This is a genomic window from Microlunatus sagamiharensis, from assembly GCF_900105785.1.
GTDB classification, from domain to species: domain Bacteria; phylum Actinomycetota; class Actinomycetes; order Propionibacteriales; family Propionibacteriaceae; genus Microlunatus; species Microlunatus sagamiharensis.
Genome location: NZ_LT629799.1, coordinates 3,913,862 through 3,934,450, shown reverse-complemented (window position 1 = coordinate 3,934,450; position 20,589 = coordinate 3,913,862). Strand labels below are relative to the sequence as shown.

Below are 20,589 nucleotides of genomic sequence, written 5' to 3'. Positions count from 1 at the left end.
GAGGACGGGTCCGCACAGGGCGGGCCGCGATACTGGACCCACCATGCTCCGTCGCACCCCCGCCCTGTCGGCGCTCTCCGTCGCCGTCCTGCTCGGGGTGGCCTTCGTCGTGTGGACCGGCGTCGTCCTGGCGCTGCCCGCCCTGCCGCGGGTCGACCGCGCCCTCCTCGCGCCGGCCCTGACCCCCGGCTCGGCGCTGTCGCAGATCAGCGCCGCCTTCGCGCTGCTCACCTACCCCGGCCTCGTCTTCGCCGCGGTCGCGGGCCTGGCGGTCTGGGCGTGGCAGCGCCGCCTGCGCCAGCTCACCGCCGCCCTCGTGCTGATGATCGTGCTCGGCTGGGGCGGCTACGGACTCCTCAAGCTCGTCGTCCGGCGCGCGCGGCCGGAGCGGGCCCTGGACGTGCTCACGGCGCAGGGGTACGCGTACCCGTCGGGCCACATGACCGCGGTCGTGTGCGCGACGATCGCCGTCGGTGCGGCGATGGCGGTCACGCGCCAGCCCGTGCGCAAGCGCTTCGCCTGGCAGGTCGGGGCGATCGCGATCGTCGCGGCCGTCGCCCTCGACCGCTGGGTGACGAGCGCGCACTGGGTGAGCGACGTCGTCGGGGGCGTGCTCTACGGCGGCCTCGTCGCGACGGTCTCGCTGATCGTCGCCGGCGTGCACGTCCCGCTCCCCCACGACTTCGTCACCGAGATCGTCCGCGCCCGCGCGCCGGTCCCCGAGGACCAGGTCGTCCGCCGCGCGGCGGTGATCTACAACCCGGTCAAGGTCGTCGACTGGGTGACGTTCCGACGGCAGGTCGACTACGAGCTGCGCTCACGCGGCTGGCAGCGGACGATCTTCCTCGAGACGACCCCGGAGGACCCGGGCCACGCCATGACCGCGCAGGCCGTCCGCGAGGGCGTCGACCTCGTCCTCGGCGCCGGCGGCGACGGCACGATCCGGGTGATCTGCTCCGGCCTGGCGGGCACGGGCATCCCCTTCGGGCTGATCCCGGCCGGCACCGGGAACCTGCTGGCCAAGAACATCGGCATCCCGCTCGACGCGGCGCTCGCCCTGGACGTCGCGCTCGACGGCGTCGACAAGCCGATCGACCTCGTCGCGGTGACGGTCGACTCCCACACCCGCCACCACTTCGCGGTCATGGCCGGCATCGGCATCGACGCGGCGATCATGGACGGCACCAACGCCGACCTCAAGAAGGCCGTCGGGTCGGCGGCCTACTTCGTCTCCGCCGCCCAGCACGCCAACCACGAGGCGCTACGGACCCGGATCCGCGTCGACGACGCGGACCCGGTGGAGCGGCTGGCGCACGTGATCGTCATCGGCAACGTCGGCTTCCTCCAGGGCAACCTGCCCCTCATCCCCGACGCCCGCCCCGACGACGGGCTGCTCGACGTGCTGATCGCCTCACCGGTGACCTTCCGCGACTGGGCCCGCGTGGTCACCCGCGTCGTCACCCGGCAACGGCGCGACGACGCCCAGCTCGACCGCTACACGGGCCGCAAGGTCACGATCACCGTCGACCGGCGCGACGCCTTCCAGCTCGACGGCGACACGGTCGGCGAGTGCCGCACGATGACCGCCGAGGTGCAGCCGGGAGCGCTCGTCGTCCGGGTGCCCCGCGACGCGGCGACCCCGCGGGCCACCAGCACCGAGCTGGCCGAGGTCGGGGCGGAGCTGACCGGCTCGGGGGCTGCCGACCTCCGGGCGGGCGACGGGCGGGGCCCGGCGGGCACCGCCGGGTAGCGTTGCCGCATGGGTGTCTTCGACAAGGTCCGTGACGTCGCCGAGAAGATCACGGGGTCCGACGACGAGGGGCCCGCGAAGGGCTCCCCGGCCGCCGCTGCCGGCGGGTCCGTGGGGTCGGCCCCGCAGGGCCAGCCGGGCGAGGCGTCGTCGGGCGGCTCGAGCCGCGAGAACCCGCAGGCCGCCTTCGGCGGCGCCGACGCGGTCCCCGCGACCCCGGACGCCACCCCGAGCGTGCGTCTCGACGAGGGCGGCGAGGACAAGCCGAAGCACGAGGACGTCCGCTCCGAGAACATCTCCAGCTCGGCCCCGAGCGAGAACGTCCCGAACTCCGAGCGCGACGACGTCTGACCTCCCGCTCAGGGGCGGGTGAGCGGGCCTAGGTCGGGACGGCCCGGCCCTTGAGGCGCTCCAGCCAGGTCGCGGCGGCGTCGTAGTCGGCGTTCGCCGTGCCCGGCCGGACGTCGACCGCGGTGCGGTCGGCCCGGGGATAGCTGCCGAGGAAGACGACCTCGGCGCAGGTCCGGTAGAGGCCCATCATCGCCTCGGCGAGGCGGGCGTCGCTCACGTGGCCCTCGGCGTCGATGGCGAAGCAGTAGTCGCCGAGCGTCCTCCGCGTCGGGCGCGACTCGATGCGGCTCAGGTCGACCCCGCGGCTGGCGAACTGCTCGAGGATCTGCAGCAGCGCGCCCGGGTGGTTGTCGCGCATGAACAGCACCACCGACGTCTTGTCCGCGCCGGTCGGCGCCCCGACGGGCCCGGGCCGGGCCACGAGCACGAAGCGGGTGACCGCGTCGGCGTTGTCGGCGATGGCCGACGCCAGCGCCTCCAGCCCGTAGAGCTCGCCGGCCACCTGCGCGCAGACGGCGGCGTCGACGGAGGACCCGGGCTGCGCGACCTCGGCGGCCGCGCCGGCGGTCGACCCGCGCTCGACGACCTGGGCGGCCGGGAGGTGCGCGGCCAGCCACTCGCGGCACTGCGCCGCCGCGTGCGGGTGGGTGAGGACGACGCGGACCTCGCCGAGCGTGGTGCCCGGGCGGGCGTACAGCCCGAACTGCACCGGCAGCAGCACCTCGCGCACGATCACGAGCGGGTCGCCGTAGGTGAGGTTGTCGAGCGTCGCGCTGACCCCGCCCTCGACGGAGTTCTCGATCGGCACCAGCGCGGAGCCGACCACGCCGTCGCGCACGGCCTGGAGCGCCTGGCCGACGGTCGCGTACGGGGCGAGCTCGGCCCGCTCGTCGCCGACGAGCGTCAGGAGCGCCTGGTGGGTGAAGGTGCCGACGGGACCGAGGTAGCCGTACGAGGCCGGGGTGCCGGGCATCCGCTCACCCTAGCGAGGGGACCCGTGCCCGGGGCTGCCGTCCGGCCCGTGCACGACCGGGCCGACCGGGTCAGCGCTGCGCCTCCAGCGTCCCGACCGAGTCGACGACCGCCTGCAGCGCCTGCTTGCTGCCGTCGTGGGGGAAGTCGGAGAAGAAGGCCACGTGCTGCCCGCCCTCCAGGCGGACCACGATGACGACGAGACGGTCGTACGGGGTGGGCAGGCCCTCGCGCTTCACGCGGACGTCGGCCTGCCGGCTCCAGGCCGACCCGGACGGCGCCGCGACCTGCGCCGGGCCGTCGCTCTGCTTGGCGAACGTGGCCCGGTCCTCGCGCGTGTAGAGGGCCGAGGTGAAGAGGTCGAAGACGTCCGAGGTCGCCGTGCGCAGGTCCGGCGACAGCGTCGAGGAGTCGATCAGCGCGACCCCGGTGGCCGCGCCCCAGTCGCTGCCCTTCCCGTCGTAGTCCTGGTGCACCAGCGTCGTGCACTGCGCGAGCTGGGCGATGCCGGTGGGGGTCGGCTGCACGGCGGTGTCGCACGTGAACGGCGGACCGGCCAGCGTCGCGGAGAACTCATCCAGGCTCACCTGCCGCCCGCTCACCTCGAACCGCGTGGCGGCCGCCGGCGCCGCCGGCGGATCCCGGGGCGGGCCGGACGGCAGCCGGTCGGCGTCCAGCCGCACGACGAGCGCGACGACGAGGAGCGCGACGACCACGGTGGCCACGACCGCGAGGACCGCGACGGGCAGGCGTACGCCCGGTTCCGTCGCCGTCTCGCTCACGCGCTCAGGATAGGGAACGCCCGGCTCGCCGGCGGCGGTTCGTGAGCCGTCAGCGCGTGGTCGACCCCGCGTCCAGACGCGCGGCCGCGCGATCGGCGTTCCGTCCGACCGGCACCAGCGAGGTCGCCCGGCCCAGCCCGGACGCCGGCATGCCGACGTAGATCGACTCCGCCCGGGCCACCTCGTAGGTCTCGTGCCAGATCCCCACCGCACCCGGCGCCTTGCGGGCGCGCCGGTTGAACGCCGTCCAGGCCGAGCGGTGCTCGGCGTCGCGGTCGCTGGCGTACGCGTACAGCTCGTCCTTCGAGTCCCACCACTGGATGACCGTCGGGCCGCCGGCGCCGACGACGGTGCGGAAGCCGAGCATCCCCGAGTCCGGGTCGCTCGCCAGCTCGCGCAGCATCGGCGGCATGGCCGCGAAGGTCGGCAGCCAGAGGTCGGGGCGCCACGGCTTGTTCACCCGCATGCCGATGAGGAAGACGACGAGCGGGCCCTCGTGGGCGTGGGTCATGCGTCCGGCGTGGATCTCGGCCATCTCGGGCTCCTGCCCCTGGGCAATTTGGGAAGTGCTGCTCTCCAATATTGGAGAGTGCTAGTGTCCGATGTCAAGGAGGTGCGAGGTGCGGATCTCGGAGCTGTCCCGGCAGGCCGCCGTGCCGGTCGCGACCGTGAAGTACTACCTGCGCGAGGGGCTGCTGCACGCCGGCGAGCTGACCTCGCCGACGCAGGCCCGCTACGACGACAGCCACGTCGCCCGGCTGCGGCTGGTGCGCTCGCTCCTCGGGCCGGGAGGCCTGAGCGTCGCGCGGGCCCGCGAGGTGCTGCGGGCGATCGACGACCCGCCGGAGAGCCCGTACGCGCTGCTCGGGGTCGCGGCCACCGCGGTGCGCCACCCGGTCGAGGTGCGCCCGCACCCCGAGGTGCACGCCCTCGTCGAGCGCTGGGGCTGGCCGGTCGGGGAGGACTCCTGCCCCGAGCACCAGGTGCTCGCCGACGCGCTCGAGGGGCTGCGCGCCGCCGGCTTCGAGTCCCCGCCCGGCGTGCTCGACCGCTACGCCGCCGCGATGGACGAGGTCGCCGGGGTCGAGCTCGCCCACGTGCCCGACGAGTCGCTGGCCGCCGCCGTGCGCTACGTCGTCCTCGGCGTCGTGCTCAACGAACCGGTGCTGCTGGCCATGCGCCGCCTCGCCGAGCAGGCCGCCGCGTGGCGGCAGGTCGCCGAGGGGGACGCGCAGGAGCACGGGCCGGACGCCGCGGCACCCGCGGACCTCGACAGACTGGACACGTGACCCCTCCTCCCGCCCCCGCTCCCTCGACGCCTTCGTCGCGGGGCTGCCCAAGGCCGAGCTGCACGTGCACCAGGTGGGCTCGGCGTCGCCGCGGATCGTGGCCCAGCTCGCCGAGCGGCACCCCGGCACGGTGCCGACCGATCCGGACGCGCTGGCCGACTACTTCCGCTTCGACGACTTCGCCCACTTCATCTCGATCTACCTCTCGGTCGTGAAGCTCGTCGAGACGGCCGAGGACGTGCGCCTGCTGACGTACGAGATCGGGCGCGAGATGGCCGAGCAGCAGATCCGCTACGCCGAGCTGACGATCACGCCCTACCTGAGCGTGGGGCCCGACCTGCCGGCCGAGGCGTTCCTCGAGGCGATCGAGGACGCCCGGGTCGGCGCCGCCCGCGACCACGGCGTGCAGCTGCGCTGGATCTTCGACATCCCGGCCGACTTCGGGATCCCGGCCGCGGAGGCGACGGCCTCCATCGCCATGGACCACGACGTCCCCGGGCTGGTCGGCTTCGGCATCGGCGGCTCGGAGGAGGGCTTCCCGCGCTCGATGTTCCGCGACCAGTTCGACCGGGCTCGGGCCGTCGGGCTGGGCTCGGTGCCGCACGCCGGGGAGACCACGGGGCCGGCGACGGTGTGGGACGCGATCGAGACCCTGGGGGCGCAGCGGATCGAGCACGGCATCAGCGCCGCGCAGGACGAGGACCTGATGGCCTACCTGGCCGAGAACGACATCACCCTCGACGTCTGCCCCAGCTCGAACGTCGCGCTCAAGGTCGTCGACGACCTCGCCTCCCACCCGCTCCCGACGCTCGTCGCGGCCGGGGTGCCGGTCAGCATCAACACCGACGACCCGCCGATGTTCGGCACGACCCTGAACCGCGAGTACGCGGTCGCGGCGGACCTCCTGGGCCTCGACGAGGCCGGACTCGCCGGGCTGGCCAGGGCGGGCGTGGACGGCGCGTTCGTCGACGAGACGACCAAGACTGCCCTGCGCGGGGAGATCGACGCCTACGTCGCCGCGTGGTCCGGCACCTCGGGTGAGGACGCTCGTACGTAGCTACGTACTATCGACGCATGACGGACGTCGAGGACAGGCTCGCCGCGCTCGAACAGGCGGTCGACCGCCTCACCCGGGTGCGGGCGGCGCAGGACGAGGCCGGCTCGCCCGACCTGTGGGTGGTCGACGGCGTCCGGGAGCGGCACCCGGGCGGCGCCGTGGTGTTCGGCGGCACGGCGGCCGTCGGCAAGGGCGAGGTCGTCTGGCAGTGGGGCAGCGACACCGAGACCCTGCGCGAGGCGGACTGGTCGGGCGCGGCCGGAGTCTTCGACGCCCTGGGCCACCCCGTCCGGCTGCGGCTGCTGCAGCGCGTGCTGAACGGGACCGTCACCACCCACGACCTGGCCCTCGACGAGGCGCTCGGCACGACCGGCCAGCTCCACCACCACCTGCGCGCCCTCGTGGCCGCCGGCTGGCTCCAGTCCGTGGGCCGCGGCACCTGGGCGGTCCCGGCGCCCCGCGTGGTGCCCCTGCTGGTCGTCCTGTCCGCCGGGCTGGCCCGGTGAGTGGCCCGCGCCGGGCGGGGGTCGCCGCCGCGGCCCTCGTGCTCGGGACGGTGCTCGCCCTGCTGCTGGGCTTCTCCGGCCCGACCCTGGGCCCGTCGACGGCCGGGGACGCGGCGCTGGCCGCCGACGTGCGCGGCGCGTTCGACGGGGAGCGCGGCCTGGAGGCGATCTCGGCCGCGCGGGTCGAGGACGGACGGGCCACGTTCGCCGGGCTCGGCGAGACCCGCGGGACGCCCCCCGGGCCGGACACCGCCTTCGAGCTCGGGTCGATCACCAAGACCTTCACCGCGGCGCTGCTCGCCGAGGCGCTCGAGCGCGGCGAGGTCCGCCTCGACGACCCGGTCTCCGGCGAGCTGACCGAGCTCGTCGGCAGCGACGCGGGCGCCAGCACCTACCGCGAGCTGGCGACGCACACCGCGGGCCTGCCGGCCTTCCCGTCCTCGTCGGTCCCGCTCGTCCTGCTGCGCCTGCTCGGCAACGACAACCCGTACGGCGGTGGCGTCGCCGAGCTGCTCGCGGTCACCCGGACCACCGAGGTCGGCGGGCGCGGGACGTACGCCTACTCCAACCTCGGCGTCGCCCTGCTCGGGCACGCCCTGGCCCGCGCCGCGGGCGTGCCGGACTGGCCGACGCTGGTGCAGCAGCGCCTCCTCGATCCGCTCGGGATGAGCCGGACGGTGGTGGCGGCCGGACCCGACGAGGTGCCGGCGGACGCCGCCCCGCCGCACCACGACAACGGCTGGCGCGCGCCCTTCTGGAGTGGGGAGGCCTTCGCGCCCGCAGGCTCGTCGACGACGACCACCGCCTCCGACCTCGCCCGGTTCGCCGGCGCCCTGCTCGACGGCACGGCGCCGGGCGCCTCGGCGACGGACCCGGTCGCCGACATCCCCGGCGGGCGGATCGGCCTGCTGTGGCACGTCCGCGAGGTCGACGGCCGCACGATCACCTGGCACAACGGCGGCACGGGCGGCACACGGACGATCCTCGCCCTCGACCGCGAGCGCGGCCGGGCCGTGGTGCTGCTGCAGAGCTCGGCGCGCGACCTCGACACGACCGGGCTCCGGCTCGCGGCGGCCGAGCCCGGCGCGCCGCCGCTGGCGGTCGACGGACCGGGCCTCGACTGGGCCGGCACCGCCAGCTGGGGCGTCCTGGGCCTCCTGCTGGTCGCGACCGCGGTGGGGCGTTGGCGCCGCTCCGACCGGTGGGCCCTGCCCGACGGTGCCGCATCGGCCGCGGCGGGGCTCCTCGTCCTGCTGGCGCACGGCCCGTGGCTGGTGGTGCCCGTCGCCGTCTGGGGCGGGCTGGCCCTGGCGACGCTCGCGCTCGGGGTCCTCGCGGCGCGCAGCACGCGCACCGGTGCTCCGCTCACGGGGAGAAGGGCCGCCCTGACCGCGAGCGGCACCGTCCTCGTGCTGGCGCTGGCCCTGTGGAGCCTGTGAGCCTCAGGAGGGGGCGAGGTCAGCGGAGGCGCGGGCCGGCCCGGCCGGTTCGGTGATCGGCGAGGTGCCCGGCGGTGACGCCGCACGCCGGGCGGTGCGCAGCGGGAAGAGCTCGGGACGCCGGGGCTTCTTCCACCACAGCACGATGGCGATCAGCACGAGGATCTGGACCGTCGGGGACAGCGTGTCGCGGATGCGGTGGGCGGTCACGTCGAGGGCGTGGCCCACGTCGATGGCGCGGCCGGGGACGTAGGCCAGGGAGAGCGGCGCCCCGCGGATGATCATCAGCGGGTCGAGCTTGCTCGGCCCGATCACCGCCAGCGGCATCCAGGCGATGAGGTCGTACCAGGACAGCGTGTACATCGAGGTCACCAGCCAGGCCACCGAGAGCACCAGCGACGTGCGCAGCGCGATGGTGAGCGGGTCGCGGGTCACGTCGGCGCCCTTGGCCAGGCCGGGCGCGGCGACCCAGGGCACGACGCGCGACAGCATCCAGCCGATCACGAAGAGCCCGACGTAGGAGATGACGCCGACGACGACCTTGGCGTGCGTGCTCGACATGAACTGCGCGAAGAGCGTGTAGAAGGGCGCGGCCCACGAGCCGACCGAGACGTAGCCGCCGTTGCGGAGCGCCTGGAAGAAGGCGGTCGGCTGCCACACGACGTACGCCCACCCCATCGGGATGGCGGTGCCGAGGCAGAGCAGCAGCGCCTTCTTGGGCTCGCGGCGGTAGGCCCAGAGCATGGCGAGGCCCCAGATGCCGATGCTGACCTTGCCGCAGCCGGCGAGCCCGATCCCGAGCCCGGCGACAAAGGCGTTGCGGCGCATGAAGAGCAGCCCGGCCACCGCGAACATCACCGAGATGGCCTCGTTGTGCGCCCCGGCGACGACCGCCCAGATCAGCAGCGGGTTGCAGATCCCCATCAGCGCGGCCCGCGCCTGGCGCTGCCGGTCCCCGTGGGCCATCAGGATGATCAGACCGCCGGCGACGACGAACGGCACCACGGAGAAGACCTGGAGCCAGAAGACGATGTCGTGCATGTTCTCGCCGCCCAGCCGGTTCGCCAGCAGCTGCAGCCACGAGTTGATGGGTCCGTAGACGCTCGGCGTGTCCTGCCAGGGCCGCTCGGTCCAGCGCAGCACCGGGTCGAACTGCCCCCGGAACACCTCGGCCGGGGTGATCTCGTACGGGTCGCGCCCGATCGCCTGCAGCCGGCCGTACGCGGCGTACATCAGCACGTCGGCCGAGGTCAGCGGCGGCACCGTGATCGTCGCCAGGCTGAGGCCGGTGCCGAGCAGGAAGAGGCGCTTGGGCCGGGGCCGCCAGCCGTCGGACAGCGCGCGCAGCGCGACCAGCAGGCCGGCCGCGCCGAGGACGATCGCGAACCAGATCAGGGCGGAGACCAGCCACTCGTCCGGCGGCGTGGGCATGACCGAGGTCGGCAGGTACCACGGCGGCAGCAGGTTCCGCCGGGGGCCGAGCGTCAGCGCCACCGCCGACGGGCCGAGGAAACCGACGACGACGGTGATGACCGTCGCGCCGACGATGCCGGCGAGGCCCCAGCGGTGGTCGCGGTGCCAGAGCCTCGGGGCGTAGACCTTGCGCTGCGGGCGGGCGGGGTTGCCGCCGCTGCCCGCGTGCCGCCGCGAACCGGCGCGGTGGCCCGGCCGGTGCGTCGCGGCGCCGCGCCGGACGGCAGGGGTGGCGCTCACCGGGAGCCGCGGCCGAACCGCTTGAGCAACCCGGACACGCCGTCGGCGGACAGGTCGCGGAGCTGGTTGCGCACGAGGCCCCGGGCCGCGAGGGCGCGGGTGACGTCCTTGAGCTGGCTGGCCCGGTGCAGCTGCGAGGCGAGGTCGGAGCCTGTCGCGCGGTGCGTGAGGTCGACGTCGATCTCCTCGACGACCAGGCCGGCCCGCAGCACGTCGACGCTCATGCCGACCTCCATGCCCCAGCCGGGGGCGAGGGGGCTCGCCAGCTCGAAGGCCCGGCGCGTGAGGCAGCGCTGGCCCGACAGCGGGGCACGCGGCGACCAGCCGGTCAGCTCCTCGATCCCCCGCCGGGCGGTGCCGGTGACCAGGCCCATCCCGCCGGCCTGCTGGCCCTCGGCGGTGCGCTGCGGCGGGAGCACCGCGATCGCGAGCGCGGCCCGGCCGCACACGACCGCCTCGACCAGGGGTGCGCAACGGCTCGCGGTCTCGCCCAGGTCGGCGTCGAGCAGCAGCAGGACGTCGGCCTCGGGACGGCGGTCACGCTGCTCGAGGACGCCGAGCCCGTTCACCGCCGACTCCACGGCGGCCGCCTTGCCCCGGTTGCGCTCGTGCGAGACCACCACGGCACCGGCGGCCGCCGCGTGCTGCGCGGTGGCGTCGGAGCTGCCGTCGTCGCAGACCAGCACGGTCTCGACCCCCGGCAGCCCGCGAGCCGCCGTGACCGTCGCCGCGATCCGGTCCTGCTCGTCCTTGGCCGGGACGATGCACGCGACGCGCGCGGGGCCAGCACTCACGGCGCCCAGGGTAGTGCCCGGACCTGGGCGCAGGGCGCGTCAGTCGACGCGGGCGCGAGCTGCGGCACCACGACCCGGACGGGCGCCGCGCCGGGGAAGGACGGCCCCCAGCCGACGCAGCCGGCGCACCGTCGGCGAGCGCCGGGCCCGCACGCGCAGGTCGGAGGCCCGCGCCCGGAGCCCGGCCCGGCGCGCCGGGTCGGTGAGCACCGCGGTCCAGGCCCGCTCGAAGTCCTCGACCGGGAAGCGGTCGGCGACCTCGAGCGCGCGGCGACCCATGGCGTACGCACGCTCAGGCTCGCGCAGCAGGGACACGATGGCGCTGGCCAGCGCCTCGGGGTGGTGCTCGCTGACGAGCAGGCCGTCGACCCCGTCGCGGATCACGTCCCGGGGCCCGTACCGGACGTCGTAGGACACGACCGGCGTGCCCCGGACCATGCTCTCCCCGATCACCCGGGCGAAGCCCTCGAAGGTCGAGGTCATCAGGGTGCAGCAGGCCCGGGCCTGCGCCCGTCCGACCTCGGTCGAGTAGCCCATGAGCGAGACGACCTCGGTGAGCCCGAGCTCGGACACCAGCCGCTGCAGCGACTCGTGCGCGGGTCCCTCGCCGTACACCTCGAGCCTGGCCCCGGGCACCGCGGCCACGACGTCGACCATGGCCCGGACCGCGTGGTCGACCCGCTTGCGGTCGATGAGCTGGCCCACCAGCACCACCAGGCCCGGCTCCTTCTCGACGTCCTCCGCCACCGCCGGCCGCCGGCCCGGGTACGGGATGCTCACGAGGTGGGCGCCGGGCACGTCGCGCCGCAGCTCGCCGCGCTGCTGCTCGGTCAGGCAGACGATGGTGTCGACCTTGGAGGCCTGGGTGAACAGCGTGCGGAAGCTGGGCCGGGTGCCGCTCAGGCGGTCCTCCGGGTCCACGTAGTGGCAGTTGTGCAGGGACGCGACCTTGCGGTACGCCCTCGTCGACGCCAGCAGCACCGGATCGTTGAAGCCGCGCTGCAGGGAGAACAGGACGGGCCGCGGCTGGTCACCGATCTCGGCGTCGACCCACTCGGCGACGATCGCGTGCCAGTCCACCGGCGAGCCGTCCGGGCCCTCCGCCCGCTGCTCGAACTTGCTCTCCGGGCCGCTCCAGGTGGTGAGCAGGAGGCGGCCGTCGGTGCCGAAGTAGCGGTACCGGAACGGGAACCGCTGGCCGTCGCGCGTGTCGGCGAGGCGGAAGGGCTCCCGGCCGCGCAGCCGCTGCGGGCGGGAGACCACGCCGCTCTCCCCGGTCTGCTGCGCCTCCTCGGGCGGGACCCCGAGACGGGAGACCCAGTCGCTGTGCGCGAAGAAGTTCCGGACGCGGACGCGGCTGTGCAGGCTGCCGCGCTCCTTGAGCGCGACCGGGACGCGGTACCAGTCCCGGGAGAAACCGGTCGTGAGCAGCCGCACCTCCTGCCACTGCCGGGCGTAGAGGCTGGCCCGCTCCTGCACCGCCTTCTGCAGCCCGCCGCCGCGCTCGAGCAGCTCGGGGAACAGCAGGCAGGGGGTCTCGTCGGTCCTGAGGGGCGTCGGGGCGTCCGTCATAGTCCGACTATTGTGTCTGAGCGCGATCGAAATGCCGTGCTCAGCCCCGGGGTGTCGCCGACCGGCCTCTCAGGAAGCGAGCGGCACCTGCCCCTCAGGCCCGCGCCCGACGCGGCCCCCGCCGCAGCCGGAGCACCGCGGTCGCGGCCACGACCACGAGCAGGCCGACGACGGCCGCGCCCACGAGCAGGGGCTCGCCCGCCCCCGCGGCCCCGAGCGAGGCCCCGACGAGGGCCCAGACCACGGCAGCCGCGTACGGGAGCAGTCCGCCGGTGAACCGCAGCACGACGACCGCGGTGGCCGTGGCACCCGCGAGGACCGCCAGCTGCCCGAGGACGCCGGCGGTGCCCGTGACCGGCGCGCCGCTGAAGGCGAGGCCGGTCGTGAGGTTGAGCCAGATGGCGACGGTGCTCCAGCCGGCGTAGAAGCCGAGCGTGCCCCAGACCAGGGTCCGCCCGAGCGTGGACCAGCCGGCGATCTCGCTGCGCGCGCCCACCGCGACGCGGAGCCCGGCGGCGAGGCCGACGGCCATGACGAGGAAGACGGCGAGCGTCGCCCAGGCCGGCTCGACGACCGAGGCGACGAGCCAGACGCTGAAGCCGGCGAACACGATCAGCAGGGCGCGGGTCAGCGCGTCGACCACGGCCACCCCGGGCGCGTCGGTGCGGCGACGGAACCACGGCAGCCACAGGGCCAGCGCCAGGCTGAAGACCTCGATCAGCCCCCAGATGGAGAAGGCGTAGCCCAGCGGGGTGATCGCGGGCTCGCCCGGACGGTCCGACTGCATGATCGGGCTGTCGGCGAGGACGCTGACGAGCCCGCCGCTGACGACCTGGCCGACGGCCAGGACGACGAGGGCCACCCCGGCCGGGGTGGTGCCGCGACGGGCGGCCGTGGTGGTGGCGCTCCCCTGCTCCGTGCTGGTGCTCATGGGTTCCACGGTAGCAGGTGTTGAGGAAACCATACGATCTGGCTGCCTAAGGTTCGGTTAGGGTGGAGATCATGGCGGGGCAGGACGAGGAAGCGCAGACCCAGGGCGAGGCCGGGAACGGTGGGCACGGGCACAGCGGGGCCGCCGGGGGCGAGGGTCGAGGTCGCGTCGGTGGCTGGGCCACGGACCCGACGACGTCCATGCTCCGCCGGCTGCAGACGGCGATGGGCGACGCCGAGTCCGCGCTGGCGGCGCGGATGGCCGTCGGACCCACCGACCTGGCGGCGATGACGCACCTCACCTTCGCGCGCGAGCCGATCGGACCCCGGGAGCTCAGCGGGCGGCTGGGCATCACCCCCGGCGCGACCACCGAGCTCGTCGACCGCCTGGAGCGCGCCGGCCACCTCGAGCGCCGCCGCGACACCGTGGACCGCCGCCGTGTGCAGCTGCACGCCAGCACCGAGACGCTCGGTCAGGTCGCCGGCGAGCTCGCGCCGCTGCTGGGTGCCCTCGACGCCGTCGCCGCGGACCTCGACGAGCACGACCGCGCGGTCGTCCTGGGCTACCTCACCCGGGTGCGGGACGCGTACGAGGAGTTCGCGGCGCAGGGGGCCGACGGCCGCGGCACGGTTCGCTAGGGTCGCGCTCGTGACCCAGGACCAGACGCAGACGGCGCCCCGCCCCGGGGTCGCGACCGAGGTCGGACGCCTCCGGACGGTGATGCTGCACCGACCGGGAAACGAGCTGCGGCGGCTCACCCCGCGCAACAACGACGCCCTGCTCTTCGACGGCCTGCCCTGGGTGGACCGGGCGCAGGAGGAGCACGACGCCTTCGCCGAGGCGCTGCGCACGCACGGCGTCGAGGTGCTCTACCTCAGCGAGCTGCTGGCCCAGACCCTCGAGCGGCCGGAGGGTCGCGCGGTCGCCTTGGACAAGACGCTGACCGGGATCCGTCTCGGCGACAGCCTGCGCACCTACCTCGAGGGCTACCTCGCCGACCTCGACGCCGCCGGCCTCGCCGACGTGCTGATGGCCGGGCTCGCCGTCGCCGAGATCGGCCCCACCAACAGCCTCGTCACCGCGCTCAGCGCGCCCGAGGACTTCGTCATCGACCCGCTGCCCAACCTGCTGTTCACGCGTGACTCGAGCGTGTGGGTCCAGGACCGGCCGGTCGTCACGTCGCTGGCGATGCCGGCCCGGCTCCGTGAGACGCAGCTGACCGACCTCATCTACACGTTCCACCCGCGCTTCGCCGGGACCGAGCGGCTGCACGGCCCGGAGCGCGAGCTGCTCGAGGGCGGCGACGTCCTCGCCCTCGCCGACGGCGTGCTGGCCGTCGGGGTCGGCGAGCGCACCCGGCCCGCCGGGGTCGAGCGGCTGGCGCGCACGGTCTTCGAGCGCGGGCTGGCCCGGACCGTGCTGGCCGTGCCGATCGACCAGGACCGGGCGACCATGCACCTCGACACCATCTGCACGATGGTCGACGTCGACGCGGTCGTCATGTACCCGAACGTGGCCCACCGGCTCTCCGCCGTCGCCGTGCGCCCGGGCCCGGACGGCGCGGTCGACGAGCTGCGGATCTCCCCGATGGCCCCCTTCGTCGAGGCGGCCGCGGAGGCCATGGGCATCGACGAGCTCCGCGTCATCGACACCGGCCTCGACCCGGTCACCGCCGAGCGGGAGCAGTGGGACGACGGCAACAACACCCTCGCCGTCGGCCCCAAGCTCGCGGTCGCGTACGAGCGGAACCTCGAGACCAACGAGCGCCTGGAGGCCGCCGGGATCGAGGTCATCCGGATCGCCGGCTCCGAGCTCGGCTCGGGCCGCGGCGGCCCTCGCTGCATGTCCTGCCCGATCAGCCGCGACCCCGTCTGAGGCGTCGGCGCCGGGCCGGCCGCCCCTAGCGCTCGACGGGCAGGCCCGCGTCCTCCCAGGCGTGGATGCCGCCGTCGAGGTTGGCCACCTCGATGCCCTGCGCGGCCAGGTACTGCGCGACGCGGTAGGAACGTCCGCCGGACGCGCACATGATCAGGAGCGGGTGCTCGGTGTGCGCACCGATCTGCTCGACCACCTGGTCCATCGGCACGTGGTGGGCGCCGGCGACGCGGCCCTGCGCCCACTCGGCGTCGGTGCGCACGTCGACGAGGCGCCAGCCCTGGTCGATCAGGCCCTGGGCCTCGCCGGGCTGGACGTCTCTCACGGTGTCGCTCGCCATGCCCCGAGCCTAGGCCCGTGCGGCGCTGCCCACCCGGACCGGTTCAGCGCAGCAGCTTGGACAGCCGGCGGTCGGCCAGCTTCTTGCCGCCGGTCTGGCAGGTCGGGCAGTACTGCAGCGAGGAGTCGGCGAACGACACCTCCGCGACCGTGTCTCCGCACACCGGGCAGGTCTCACCGGCGCGGCCGTGGACCCGCATGCCCGACTTCTTCTCGGCCTTGAGGTCCTTGGCCGCGAGCCCCTCGGCGCGGGCGACCGCCCCGGTCAGCTCGCCCTTGATGGCGGCGAGGAGGGTGTCGCGCTCCTCGTCGGTCAGCGAGCTGGCCGGCTTGAAGGGGCTCATCCTCGCCGCGTGCAGGATCTCGTCGGAGTAGGCGTTGCCGATGCCGGCGATGACGCGCTGGTCCTTGAGCACGCCCTTGAGCTGCGCGCGCCCGGCGTGGTCGAGCAGGGCGTCGAGGGTGGCGCGGTCGAAGGCGTGGTCGAGCGGCTCGGGCCCGAGGGTGGCGACCATGGCGATCGACTGTGGGTCGGGGACGACGTGAACCGCGAGCTTGCGTTGGGTGCCGGCCTCCGTGAGGTTGAACCCCGACCCGTCGTCCAGGCGCAGCCGCAGCGCGAGCGGTCCCTTGCCGGGGCGGGCGGGCGCGGTGGGCAGCTCCTCGCTCCAGCGCAGCCAGCCGGCGCGCGCCAGGTGGAAGACCAGGTGCAGCCCCTGCGCGGAGACGTCGATGAACTTGCCGTGCCGGGTGACGTCGTCGATCTCGAGCCCGCGGAGGGCCGACAGCGGCGGGTCGTACGTCTTCAGCGCGCTGAACGCGGCCAGCTCGACGTCGGCGATGGTGTGGCCGACGCAGCGCTCGCGGAGGAAGCGCGCGAGCGACTCGACCTCGGGCATCTCGGGCACGGCGCCATCATCCCACCGGGGTCCAGGCGGGAGCGGTCCCCCAGTCCGGCCCCGGCAGCGTGAGCGCCCCGGCCAGCCGGCGGAGGTACACGGGGCGGTCCAGCTCGACCACGCCGAGGCTCTCGAGGTGGTCGGTGCGCCACTGCACGTCGAGCAGCCGCGGGGAGGCGTCGGGCGCCGTGCCGTCCTCCGCTCCGCCGCGCAGCAGCTCGACGAGCCCGACGAGCGCCGCCTTCGACGCGTCGCGCCCGCGCTCGGGGTGGTGGAACATCGACTCCCCGGCGAAGAGGCCGCCGAGGCTCACCCCGTACAGCCCGCCGACCAGCTCGTCGTCGGCCCACGACTCGACGGAGTGCACGACCCCGCGGTCGTGGAGCTCGAGGTAGACCTCGGCGATCTGCTCGTCGATCCAGCCGTGCGGCCTGCTCAGGTCGGCGCAGGCGGCCAGGACCGCCGGGAAGGCGGTGTCGACCCGGATCTCGTAGCGGCGCATCGTCTTGCGCAGCGACCGGGTCACCCGGAGGCCCTCGAGGGGCAGGACGCCGCGCGCGACGGGCGACCACCAGCCCATCAGCCCGGTCTGCAGCGGCATCGGGAACACCCCGGACGCGTACGCGGCGAGGGTGAGGTCGCCGTCGATGTCGTGCGACACCGCGACGAGGTCGTCGTCGGGCCAGCTCTCGGGCGCGCCGAAGGGCCCGACCGCGCGCCGGGGGCGCGCCGTCACCGCTCCTCCGACCGTGGCACCCGCACAGTCTTCCCCGCGCCGGGCGCCGGTGGCGGGTCAGGGTGGGGCCCGGGTCGCGACCGCGCCCGGCGTGGAGCACCGCCACGTACGCTGGGCCCCGCCGAGACATCGAAGAGGCCGGAGCGGGATGCCCACTGCACAAGAGGTCGGACGCGCCATCGCGCGCGGGATCGCCCCGGTCGCCCGCAGCGTCAGCCCGGGAGCCGCGGGCGGCGCCCTGCGCCGCGTGCTCGAGCTCGCCATCGACGGCCCCGGCCGCCTGCCCGGCGCCCGGACCGTCGCCGCCAAGCACCTGCAGCGCCACGGCGGTTCGGTCGACGACGCCATCGACTCGCTGGTGGCCCACCACGTGCGCCTCGCCTCGGCCCAGGGCTTCGTCACCAACCTCGGCGGCCTGGCTGCGCTGCCCGTGGCCATCCCGGCCAACCTCACCGGAGTGGCCGTCGTCCAGGTGCGGATGGTGGCCGCCGTCGCGCACCTGCGCGGCTACGACGTCAACGACCTGCGCGTGCGCACGGCGCTGGTCATGTGCCTGCTCGGCGGGGACGAGGTCGCCAAGCGGATCGGTGACGGTTCGCTGCCGACGTCGCCGATGGCCGTGGCCACCGCGCCCGTCTTCGACGCCGCCCTCGACCGCCAGGTCGCGGAGGCCGTGCTGGCCGACCTCATGAGCCGCATCGGGGGCAAGAACCTCGCCCTCGTCGTCACCCGCCGCGTCCCGCTCCTCGGCGGCGGCGTCGGGGCCGTCGTCGACGGGATGGCGACCCACCAGATCGGCGCCTACGCCAAGGCCGAGCTGCTGCGCCGCCGCGCGCTCTCCCACTGAGCGGTCCCGCGCCCGCGGCACCGCCCCCGGTGCCCGCGGCGGTGGTCCGCTGGTGCACCGACGCCCTCGGCGAACCGGTGCTGGACGTGTCGCCCCTGGTCGGGGGATCACCGGGGCGATCTGGCGGGTGCGCACCCCCACGCGGCACGTGATCCTGCGCTGGCTGGGGCCGGACCACCCCCACGTCACCGACGCGGCCGACTGGGTGCAGCGCGAGGCGCTGGGCTGCCGGCTCACCGAGGGGACGCGCGTCCCGTCGCCCACCCTGATCGCGAGCGACCCGAACGGTGCCGCGACCGGCGGGTGGGCCAACCTGACGACGTTCCTGCCCGGGCTGGTCCGGCTCGACCGGCTCGGACCTCCCGCGGTCGACGCCCTGGCCGCGCTCGCCGTCGCCGTGCACGCGGTCGAGGTGGCCGGGACGGCCGAGCGGCCCCGGCCCTTCAACGACTGGGTCCCGCGCGACGTCGCCGTCCCGGCCTGGGCCTCCCGCCCCGCGCTGTGGGCCGAGGCGATCGAACGGTGCGCCGCACCGCCGCCCGCCACGCCCTTCCACTTCGTCCACCGCGACTTCCACCCCGGCAACGTGCTGTGGGAGGGCGACGCCGTCACCGGGCTGATCGACTGGGCGGAGTCGGCCTGGGGCCCGTCCGACCTCGACGTGGCCCACGCCTGCGCCAACTTCGCCATGCTGCACACCGTCGACGACGCGCTCGCCTTCCGGGCCGCGTACGAGGGCCACGGCGGCCGGCTCGACCCCGACCCGGACGCCCGGCGCTACTGGGTCTGCCTGGACGCGATCGCCTTCCTGCCCGAGCCGATGCCGATCGTCTCGGAGCTCGTGCGCCGGCGCCCGGACCTCGACCACGCAGGCGTGCACCGCCGGCTGGAGGACGTGCTCGAGGTCGCGCTGCGCGGCTGAGGTCGACCCGCTAGCGCCGGGGCTGGTCCCCGGGCTCGGCGAGGCGCCAGTCGGCGAAGTCGAAGCCCGGGCTCACCACGCAGGACACCAGCGCGTCGGCCCCGGCCGGCCCGGCCGCCTGCCAGGTGCCGGCGGGGACCAGGACCTGGAGGTGCTGACCGTGCTCGAGGTCGGGGCCGAGCACGACGACCGTCGCCTCCCCGGGCGCAGGGCCCGTGCCCCCGAGCCGCAGCTCCAGCGGCCCGCCGCGCTGGTGCAGCCACAGCTCGTCGCTGGTCACGACGTGCCAGCGCGACTCCTCGCCGGTGCAGAGCAGGTAGTGGATGGCGGTCGCCGTGGGCCGCTCGTGCCCGGCGCCGGGCGGGCGTACGGGGACGCCGCTCGTCCACGTGCGACGGAACCATCCGCCCTCGGGGTGCGGGGCCAGGTCGAGCAGCTCCGCGAGCTCCGGGCGGGCCACGGCGCTCAGCCGTTCCAGTCGGGCTTCGACCAGTACCAGGTGCTGTCGAGGCGCTGCTTGGCCAGGCGCGCGCCGCCGATGAGCACCAGACCGGCCAGCAGGGAGAAGATCCAGGCGCCACCCAGGTAGGCGCCGACGCCCCCGCCCACGATCAGCTGGTAGGCGATGATCACGACCGGGGCGCTGACGGCCAGGCACCACCCGCCGAGGAGGGCGAGGCGCCGGACCCAGCGGCCCACGTCGGGCACGGCGAGGACCCAGCAGAAGGCCGTGCCGAGCAGCAGGCCGACGTGCTGGAACGAGAGCCCGAAGTAGGCGAGGTTGAGGCCCGCCGCCAGCGAGTCGACGTCGCTGACGGGGCCGAAGGCCGGACCACCGGCCTGCGCGGCGAGGAAGAAGGCACTCGCCGGGAAGAGGGAACGTCCGAACTCGGTGGCGGCGCGGACGCCGACCGTGGGGGCGAAGACGCTCGTCGCCATGAGGAGGACCAGCAGCACGACCCACGGGACGCGCCGGACGATTCCTCGCCGGCGCGCCTCGACGACCTCCGCAGAGGGCGTGATCACGCTGCCGGGCCCCTCATGACCTCGAGCGCTGCGTCAGCCCGCGTTGACCGCGAGCCGGATGTGCGCGGTGACCGCGTCGTGCAGGCGGACGCCCACGGTGTGGGTGCCCACCGCCTTGATCGGCTTCTCGATGCGCACCGAGCGCTTGTCGACCGACGGGCCGCCGGCCTTCTTGATCGCCGCGGCGACCTCGGCGGCGGTGACGGCGCCGAAGAGGGTGCCGTTCTCGCCGGCGCGCTCGGTGATGGTGACGTCGAGACCCTCGATCTGGGTCCGGACCTCGTTGGCGTGGTCGAGACCGCGGATCTCCCGCGCGTCCCGGCTCCGCTTGATGCCGTCGATCTGCTTCTCGCCGCCGCGGGTCCACCGGATGGCGAAGCCGCGCGGGACGAGGTAGTTGCGGCCGTAGCCGTCCTTGACCTCGACGACGTCCCCGGCGAGGCCGAGGTTGTCGACGGCGGCAGTCAGGATGAGCTTCATCGGTGCTCTCCCCTTCCTCAGCGAGCCGTCGAGGCGTACGGCAGCAGCGCGACCTCGCGGGCGTTCTTGATGGCGATCGCGACCTTGCGCTGGTCCTGGACGGACAGCCCGGTCACGCGACGGGCGCGGATCTTGCCGCGCTCGGAGATGAACTTCCGCAGGGTCGCGGTGTCCTTGTAGTCGATGACCTGTCCCTTGCGGAGCGGGTTCGACTTCTTCTTGATCGGCTTCTCGCGCTTGCTGGAGCGGTCGTTGGCCATTGTGGTGCTCTCCTTTCGAGCCCGGCTGCGGTCGAGCCGCGAGCCGGAA

Annotated in this window: 23 protein-coding genes and 1 pseudogene; 10 read left to right on the top strand and 14 right to left on the bottom strand. The window is 74.8% G+C overall.

Translation table 11 applies throughout. The features are described from left to right. Positions 1–43 precede the first annotated feature (43 nt). The gene (locus BLU42_RS18130) at positions 44–1,750 is read left to right on the top strand and encodes a diacylglycerol kinase family protein (protein WP_091077726.1); all 1,707 of its coding nucleotides are present in this window, start codon (positions 44–46) and stop codon (positions 1,748–1,750) included. A gap of 9 nt (positions 1,751–1,759) precedes the next feature. Continuing rightward, entirely contained in the window at positions 1,760–2,101 is a 342-nt protein-coding gene (locus BLU42_RS18125; protein WP_091077723.1) for a hypothetical protein, read from the top strand. 28 nt (positions 2,102–2,129) lie between these two features. Here BLU42_RS18125 and pheA read toward each other — a convergent pair whose 3' ends face one another. From pheA to BLU42_RS18110, 3 genes are all read right to left on the bottom strand, one after another. Next, positions 2,130–3,074, bottom strand: a complete 945-nt coding sequence (gene pheA / locus BLU42_RS18120) for a prephenate dehydratase (RefSeq protein WP_091077718.1) — start codon at positions 3,072–3,074, stop codon at positions 2,130–2,132. A 70-nt stretch (positions 3,075–3,144) separates the two neighbouring features. After that, positions 3,145–3,855 carry a hypothetical protein gene (locus BLU42_RS18115; protein WP_091077715.1) on the bottom strand — a complete coding sequence of 237 codons (711 nt, stop codon included), beginning with the start codon at positions 3,853–3,855 and terminating at the stop codon, positions 3,145–3,147. Between the two features lie 49 nt (positions 3,856–3,904). Next, the gene (locus BLU42_RS18110) at positions 3,905–4,390 is read right to left on the bottom strand and encodes a DUF4188 domain-containing protein (RefSeq protein WP_091077711.1); all 486 of its coding nucleotides are present in this window, start codon (positions 4,388–4,390) and stop codon (positions 3,905–3,907) included. An 85-nt stretch (positions 4,391–4,475) separates the two neighbouring features. Between BLU42_RS18110 and BLU42_RS18105 the strand changes: the two genes are divergently transcribed. From BLU42_RS18105 to BLU42_RS18090, 4 genes and pseudogenes are all read left to right on the top strand, one after another. Next, positions 4,476–5,144 (top strand): MerR family transcriptional regulator, encoded by a 669-nt coding sequence (locus BLU42_RS18105; protein WP_091077707.1) that lies wholly within the window; start codon positions 4,476–4,478, stop codon positions 5,142–5,144. A 25-nt stretch (positions 5,145–5,169) separates the two neighbouring features. Continuing rightward, positions 5,170–6,201 (top strand): annotated as a pseudogene (locus BLU42_RS18100) (adenosine deaminase); the annotation flags it as partial. A 17-nt stretch (positions 6,202–6,218) separates the two neighbouring features. Beyond that, complete coding sequence (locus tag BLU42_RS18095) at positions 6,219–6,707, top strand: ArsR/SmtB family transcription factor (protein ID WP_091077701.1); 489 nt, start codon at positions 6,219–6,221, stop codon at positions 6,705–6,707. Next, positions 6,704–8,146, top strand: coding sequence for a serine hydrolase domain-containing protein (locus BLU42_RS18090; RefSeq protein ID WP_157720082.1), 1,443 nt, complete (start codon positions 6,704–6,706; stop codon positions 8,144–8,146). Before BLU42_RS18095 ends, BLU42_RS18090 begins: the two co-directional genes overlap by 4 nt. 3 nt (positions 8,147–8,149) lie before the next feature. On the opposite strand, the gene mptB is transcribed toward BLU42_RS18090, so the two are convergent. The 4 genes from mptB to BLU42_RS18070 all read right to left on the bottom strand — a co-directional run bounded on the left by mptB (position 8,150) and on the right by BLU42_RS18070 (position 13,156). Beyond that, the gene (gene mptB / locus BLU42_RS18085) at positions 8,150–9,859 is read right to left on the bottom strand and encodes a polyprenol phosphomannose-dependent alpha 1,6 mannosyltransferase MptB (RefSeq protein ID WP_172825822.1); all 1,710 of its coding nucleotides are present in this window, start codon (positions 9,857–9,859) and stop codon (positions 8,150–8,152) included. Then, positions 9,856–10,653 carry a glycosyltransferase gene (locus BLU42_RS18080; RefSeq protein ID WP_231918275.1) on the bottom strand — a complete coding sequence of 266 codons (798 nt, stop codon included), beginning with the start codon at positions 10,651–10,653 and terminating at the stop codon, positions 9,856–9,858. Before BLU42_RS18080 ends, mptB begins: the two co-directional genes overlap by 4 nt. Positions 10,654–10,692: 39 nt before the next feature. Next, on the bottom strand, positions 10,693–12,225 hold the full coding sequence (locus BLU42_RS18075; RefSeq protein ID WP_091077694.1) for a glycosyltransferase: 1,533 nt from the start codon (positions 12,223–12,225) through the stop codon (positions 10,693–10,695). A 94-nt stretch (positions 12,226–12,319) separates the two neighbouring features. Beyond that, complete coding sequence (locus BLU42_RS18070) at positions 12,320–13,156, bottom strand: hypothetical protein (RefSeq protein WP_197680501.1); 837 nt, start codon at positions 13,154–13,156, stop codon at positions 12,320–12,322. A 71-nt stretch (positions 13,157–13,227) separates the two neighbouring features. Here BLU42_RS18070 and BLU42_RS18065 point away from each other — a divergent pair, with 71 nt between their 5' ends. Both BLU42_RS18065 and BLU42_RS18060 read left to right on the top strand, forming a co-directional pair. Then, positions 13,228–13,794 (top strand): MarR family winged helix-turn-helix transcriptional regulator, encoded by a 567-nt coding sequence (locus BLU42_RS18065; protein WP_197680500.1) that lies wholly within the window; start codon positions 13,228–13,230, stop codon positions 13,792–13,794. Positions 13,795–13,804: 10 nt separating this feature from the next. Next, on the top strand, positions 13,805–15,031 hold the full coding sequence (locus tag BLU42_RS18060; RefSeq protein ID WP_269457997.1) for an arginine deiminase: 1,227 nt from the start codon (positions 13,805–13,807) through the stop codon (positions 15,029–15,031). Positions 15,032–15,056: 25 nt separating this feature from the next. Here BLU42_RS18060 and BLU42_RS18055 read toward each other — a convergent pair whose 3' ends face one another. Genes BLU42_RS18055 through aat form a run of 3 tightly spaced genes read right to left on the bottom strand, consistent with a single transcriptional unit; the run spans position 15,057 to position 17,005 of the window. Continuing rightward, positions 15,057–15,371, bottom strand: a complete 315-nt coding sequence (locus tag BLU42_RS18055) for a rhodanese-like domain-containing protein (protein WP_091077691.1) — start codon at positions 15,369–15,371, stop codon at positions 15,057–15,059. A gap of 43 nt (positions 15,372–15,414) precedes the next feature. Beyond that, positions 15,415–16,278, bottom strand: a complete 864-nt coding sequence (locus BLU42_RS18050; protein ID WP_091077688.1) for an Fpg/Nei family DNA glycosylase — start codon at positions 16,276–16,278, stop codon at positions 15,415–15,417. A 7-nt stretch (positions 16,279–16,285) separates the two neighbouring features. Then, positions 16,286–17,005 carry a leucyl/phenylalanyl-tRNA--protein transferase gene (aat, locus tag BLU42_RS18045; protein WP_091077685.1) on the bottom strand — a complete coding sequence of 240 codons (720 nt, stop codon included), beginning with the start codon at positions 17,003–17,005 and terminating at the stop codon, positions 16,286–16,288. Between the two features lie 148 nt (positions 17,006–17,153). Here aat and BLU42_RS18040 point away from each other — a divergent pair, with 148 nt between their 5' ends. Together BLU42_RS18040 and BLU42_RS18035 are read left to right on the top strand one after the other, a co-directional pair. Beyond that, complete coding sequence (locus BLU42_RS18040; RefSeq protein WP_091077683.1) at positions 17,154–17,852, top strand: EcsC family protein; 699 nt, start codon at positions 17,154–17,156, stop codon at positions 17,850–17,852. A 127-nt stretch (positions 17,853–17,979) separates the two neighbouring features. Beyond that, positions 17,980–18,774 (top strand): aminoglycoside phosphotransferase family protein, encoded by a 795-nt coding sequence (locus tag BLU42_RS18035; RefSeq protein ID WP_157720081.1) that lies wholly within the window; start codon positions 17,980–17,982, stop codon positions 18,772–18,774. Positions 18,775–18,784: 10 nt separating this feature from the next. Here the strand turns inward: BLU42_RS18035 and BLU42_RS18030 are convergent, their stop codons facing one another. The 4 genes from BLU42_RS18030 to rpsR are packed head-to-tail and all read right to left on the bottom strand — an operon-like array spanning position 18,785 to position 20,540. Then, a complete protein-coding gene (locus BLU42_RS18030; protein ID WP_197680499.1) occupies positions 18,785–19,234 on the bottom strand; it encodes a cupin domain-containing protein in 450 nt (149 codons plus the stop codon). 5 nt (positions 19,235–19,239) lie between these two features. Next, positions 19,240–19,800 carry a hypothetical protein gene (locus tag BLU42_RS20765; protein ID WP_157720080.1) on the bottom strand — a complete coding sequence of 187 codons (561 nt, stop codon included), beginning with the start codon at positions 19,798–19,800 and terminating at the stop codon, positions 19,240–19,242. A gap of 33 nt (positions 19,801–19,833) precedes the next feature. Further along, positions 19,834–20,280, bottom strand: a complete 447-nt coding sequence (rplI, locus tag BLU42_RS18025; RefSeq protein WP_091077676.1) for a 50S ribosomal protein L9 — start codon at positions 20,278–20,280, stop codon at positions 19,834–19,836. Between the two features lie 17 nt (positions 20,281–20,297). After that, positions 20,298–20,540 carry a 30S ribosomal protein S18 gene (gene rpsR, locus BLU42_RS18020; RefSeq protein WP_091077672.1) on the bottom strand — a complete coding sequence of 81 codons (243 nt, stop codon included), beginning with the start codon at positions 20,538–20,540 and terminating at the stop codon, positions 20,298–20,300. Positions 20,541–20,589: the final 49 nt, after the last annotated feature.

Bases quoted from the DNA above. Each gene is read 5' to 3' on its own strand.
- BLU42_RS18130 (WP_091077726.1), top strand. From the start codon at position 44: ATGCTCCGTCGCACCCCCGCCCTGTCGGCGCTCTCCGTCGCCGTCCTG.
- BLU42_RS18125 (WP_091077723.1), top strand. From the start codon at position 1,760: ATGGGTGTCTTCGACAAGGTCCGTGACGTCGCCGAGAAGATCACGGGG.
- pheA (WP_091077718.1), bottom strand. From the start codon at position 3,074: ATGCCCGGCACCCCGGCCTCGTACGGCTACCTCGGTCCCGTCGGCACC.
- BLU42_RS18110 (WP_091077711.1), bottom strand. From the start codon at position 4,390: ATGGCCGAGATCCACGCCGGACGCATGACCCACGCCCACGAGGGCCCG.
- BLU42_RS18095 (WP_091077701.1), top strand. From the start codon at position 6,219: ATGACGGACGTCGAGGACAGGCTCGCCGCGCTCGAACAGGCGGTCGAC.
- BLU42_RS18075 (WP_091077694.1), bottom strand. From the start codon at position 12,225: ATGACGGACGCCCCGACGCCCCTCAGGACCGACGAGACCCCCTGCCTG.
- BLU42_RS18070 (WP_197680501.1), bottom strand. From the start codon at position 13,156: ATGAGCACCAGCACGGAGCAGGGGAGCGCCACCACCACGGCCGCCCGT.
- BLU42_RS18065 (WP_197680500.1), top strand. From the start codon at position 13,228: ATGGCGGGGCAGGACGAGGAAGCGCAGACCCAGGGCGAGGCCGGGAAC.
- BLU42_RS18055 (WP_091077691.1), bottom strand. From the start codon at position 15,371: ATGGCGAGCGACACCGTGAGAGACGTCCAGCCCGGCGAGGCCCAGGGC.
- BLU42_RS18040 (WP_091077683.1), top strand. From the start codon at position 17,154: ATGCCCACTGCACAAGAGGTCGGACGCGCCATCGCGCGCGGGATCGCC.
- rplI (WP_091077676.1), bottom strand. From the start codon at position 20,280: ATGAAGCTCATCCTGACTGCCGCCGTCGACAACCTCGGCCTCGCCGGG.
- rpsR (WP_091077672.1), bottom strand. From the start codon at position 20,540: ATGGCCAACGACCGCTCCAGCAAGCGCGAGAAGCCGATCAAGAAGAAG.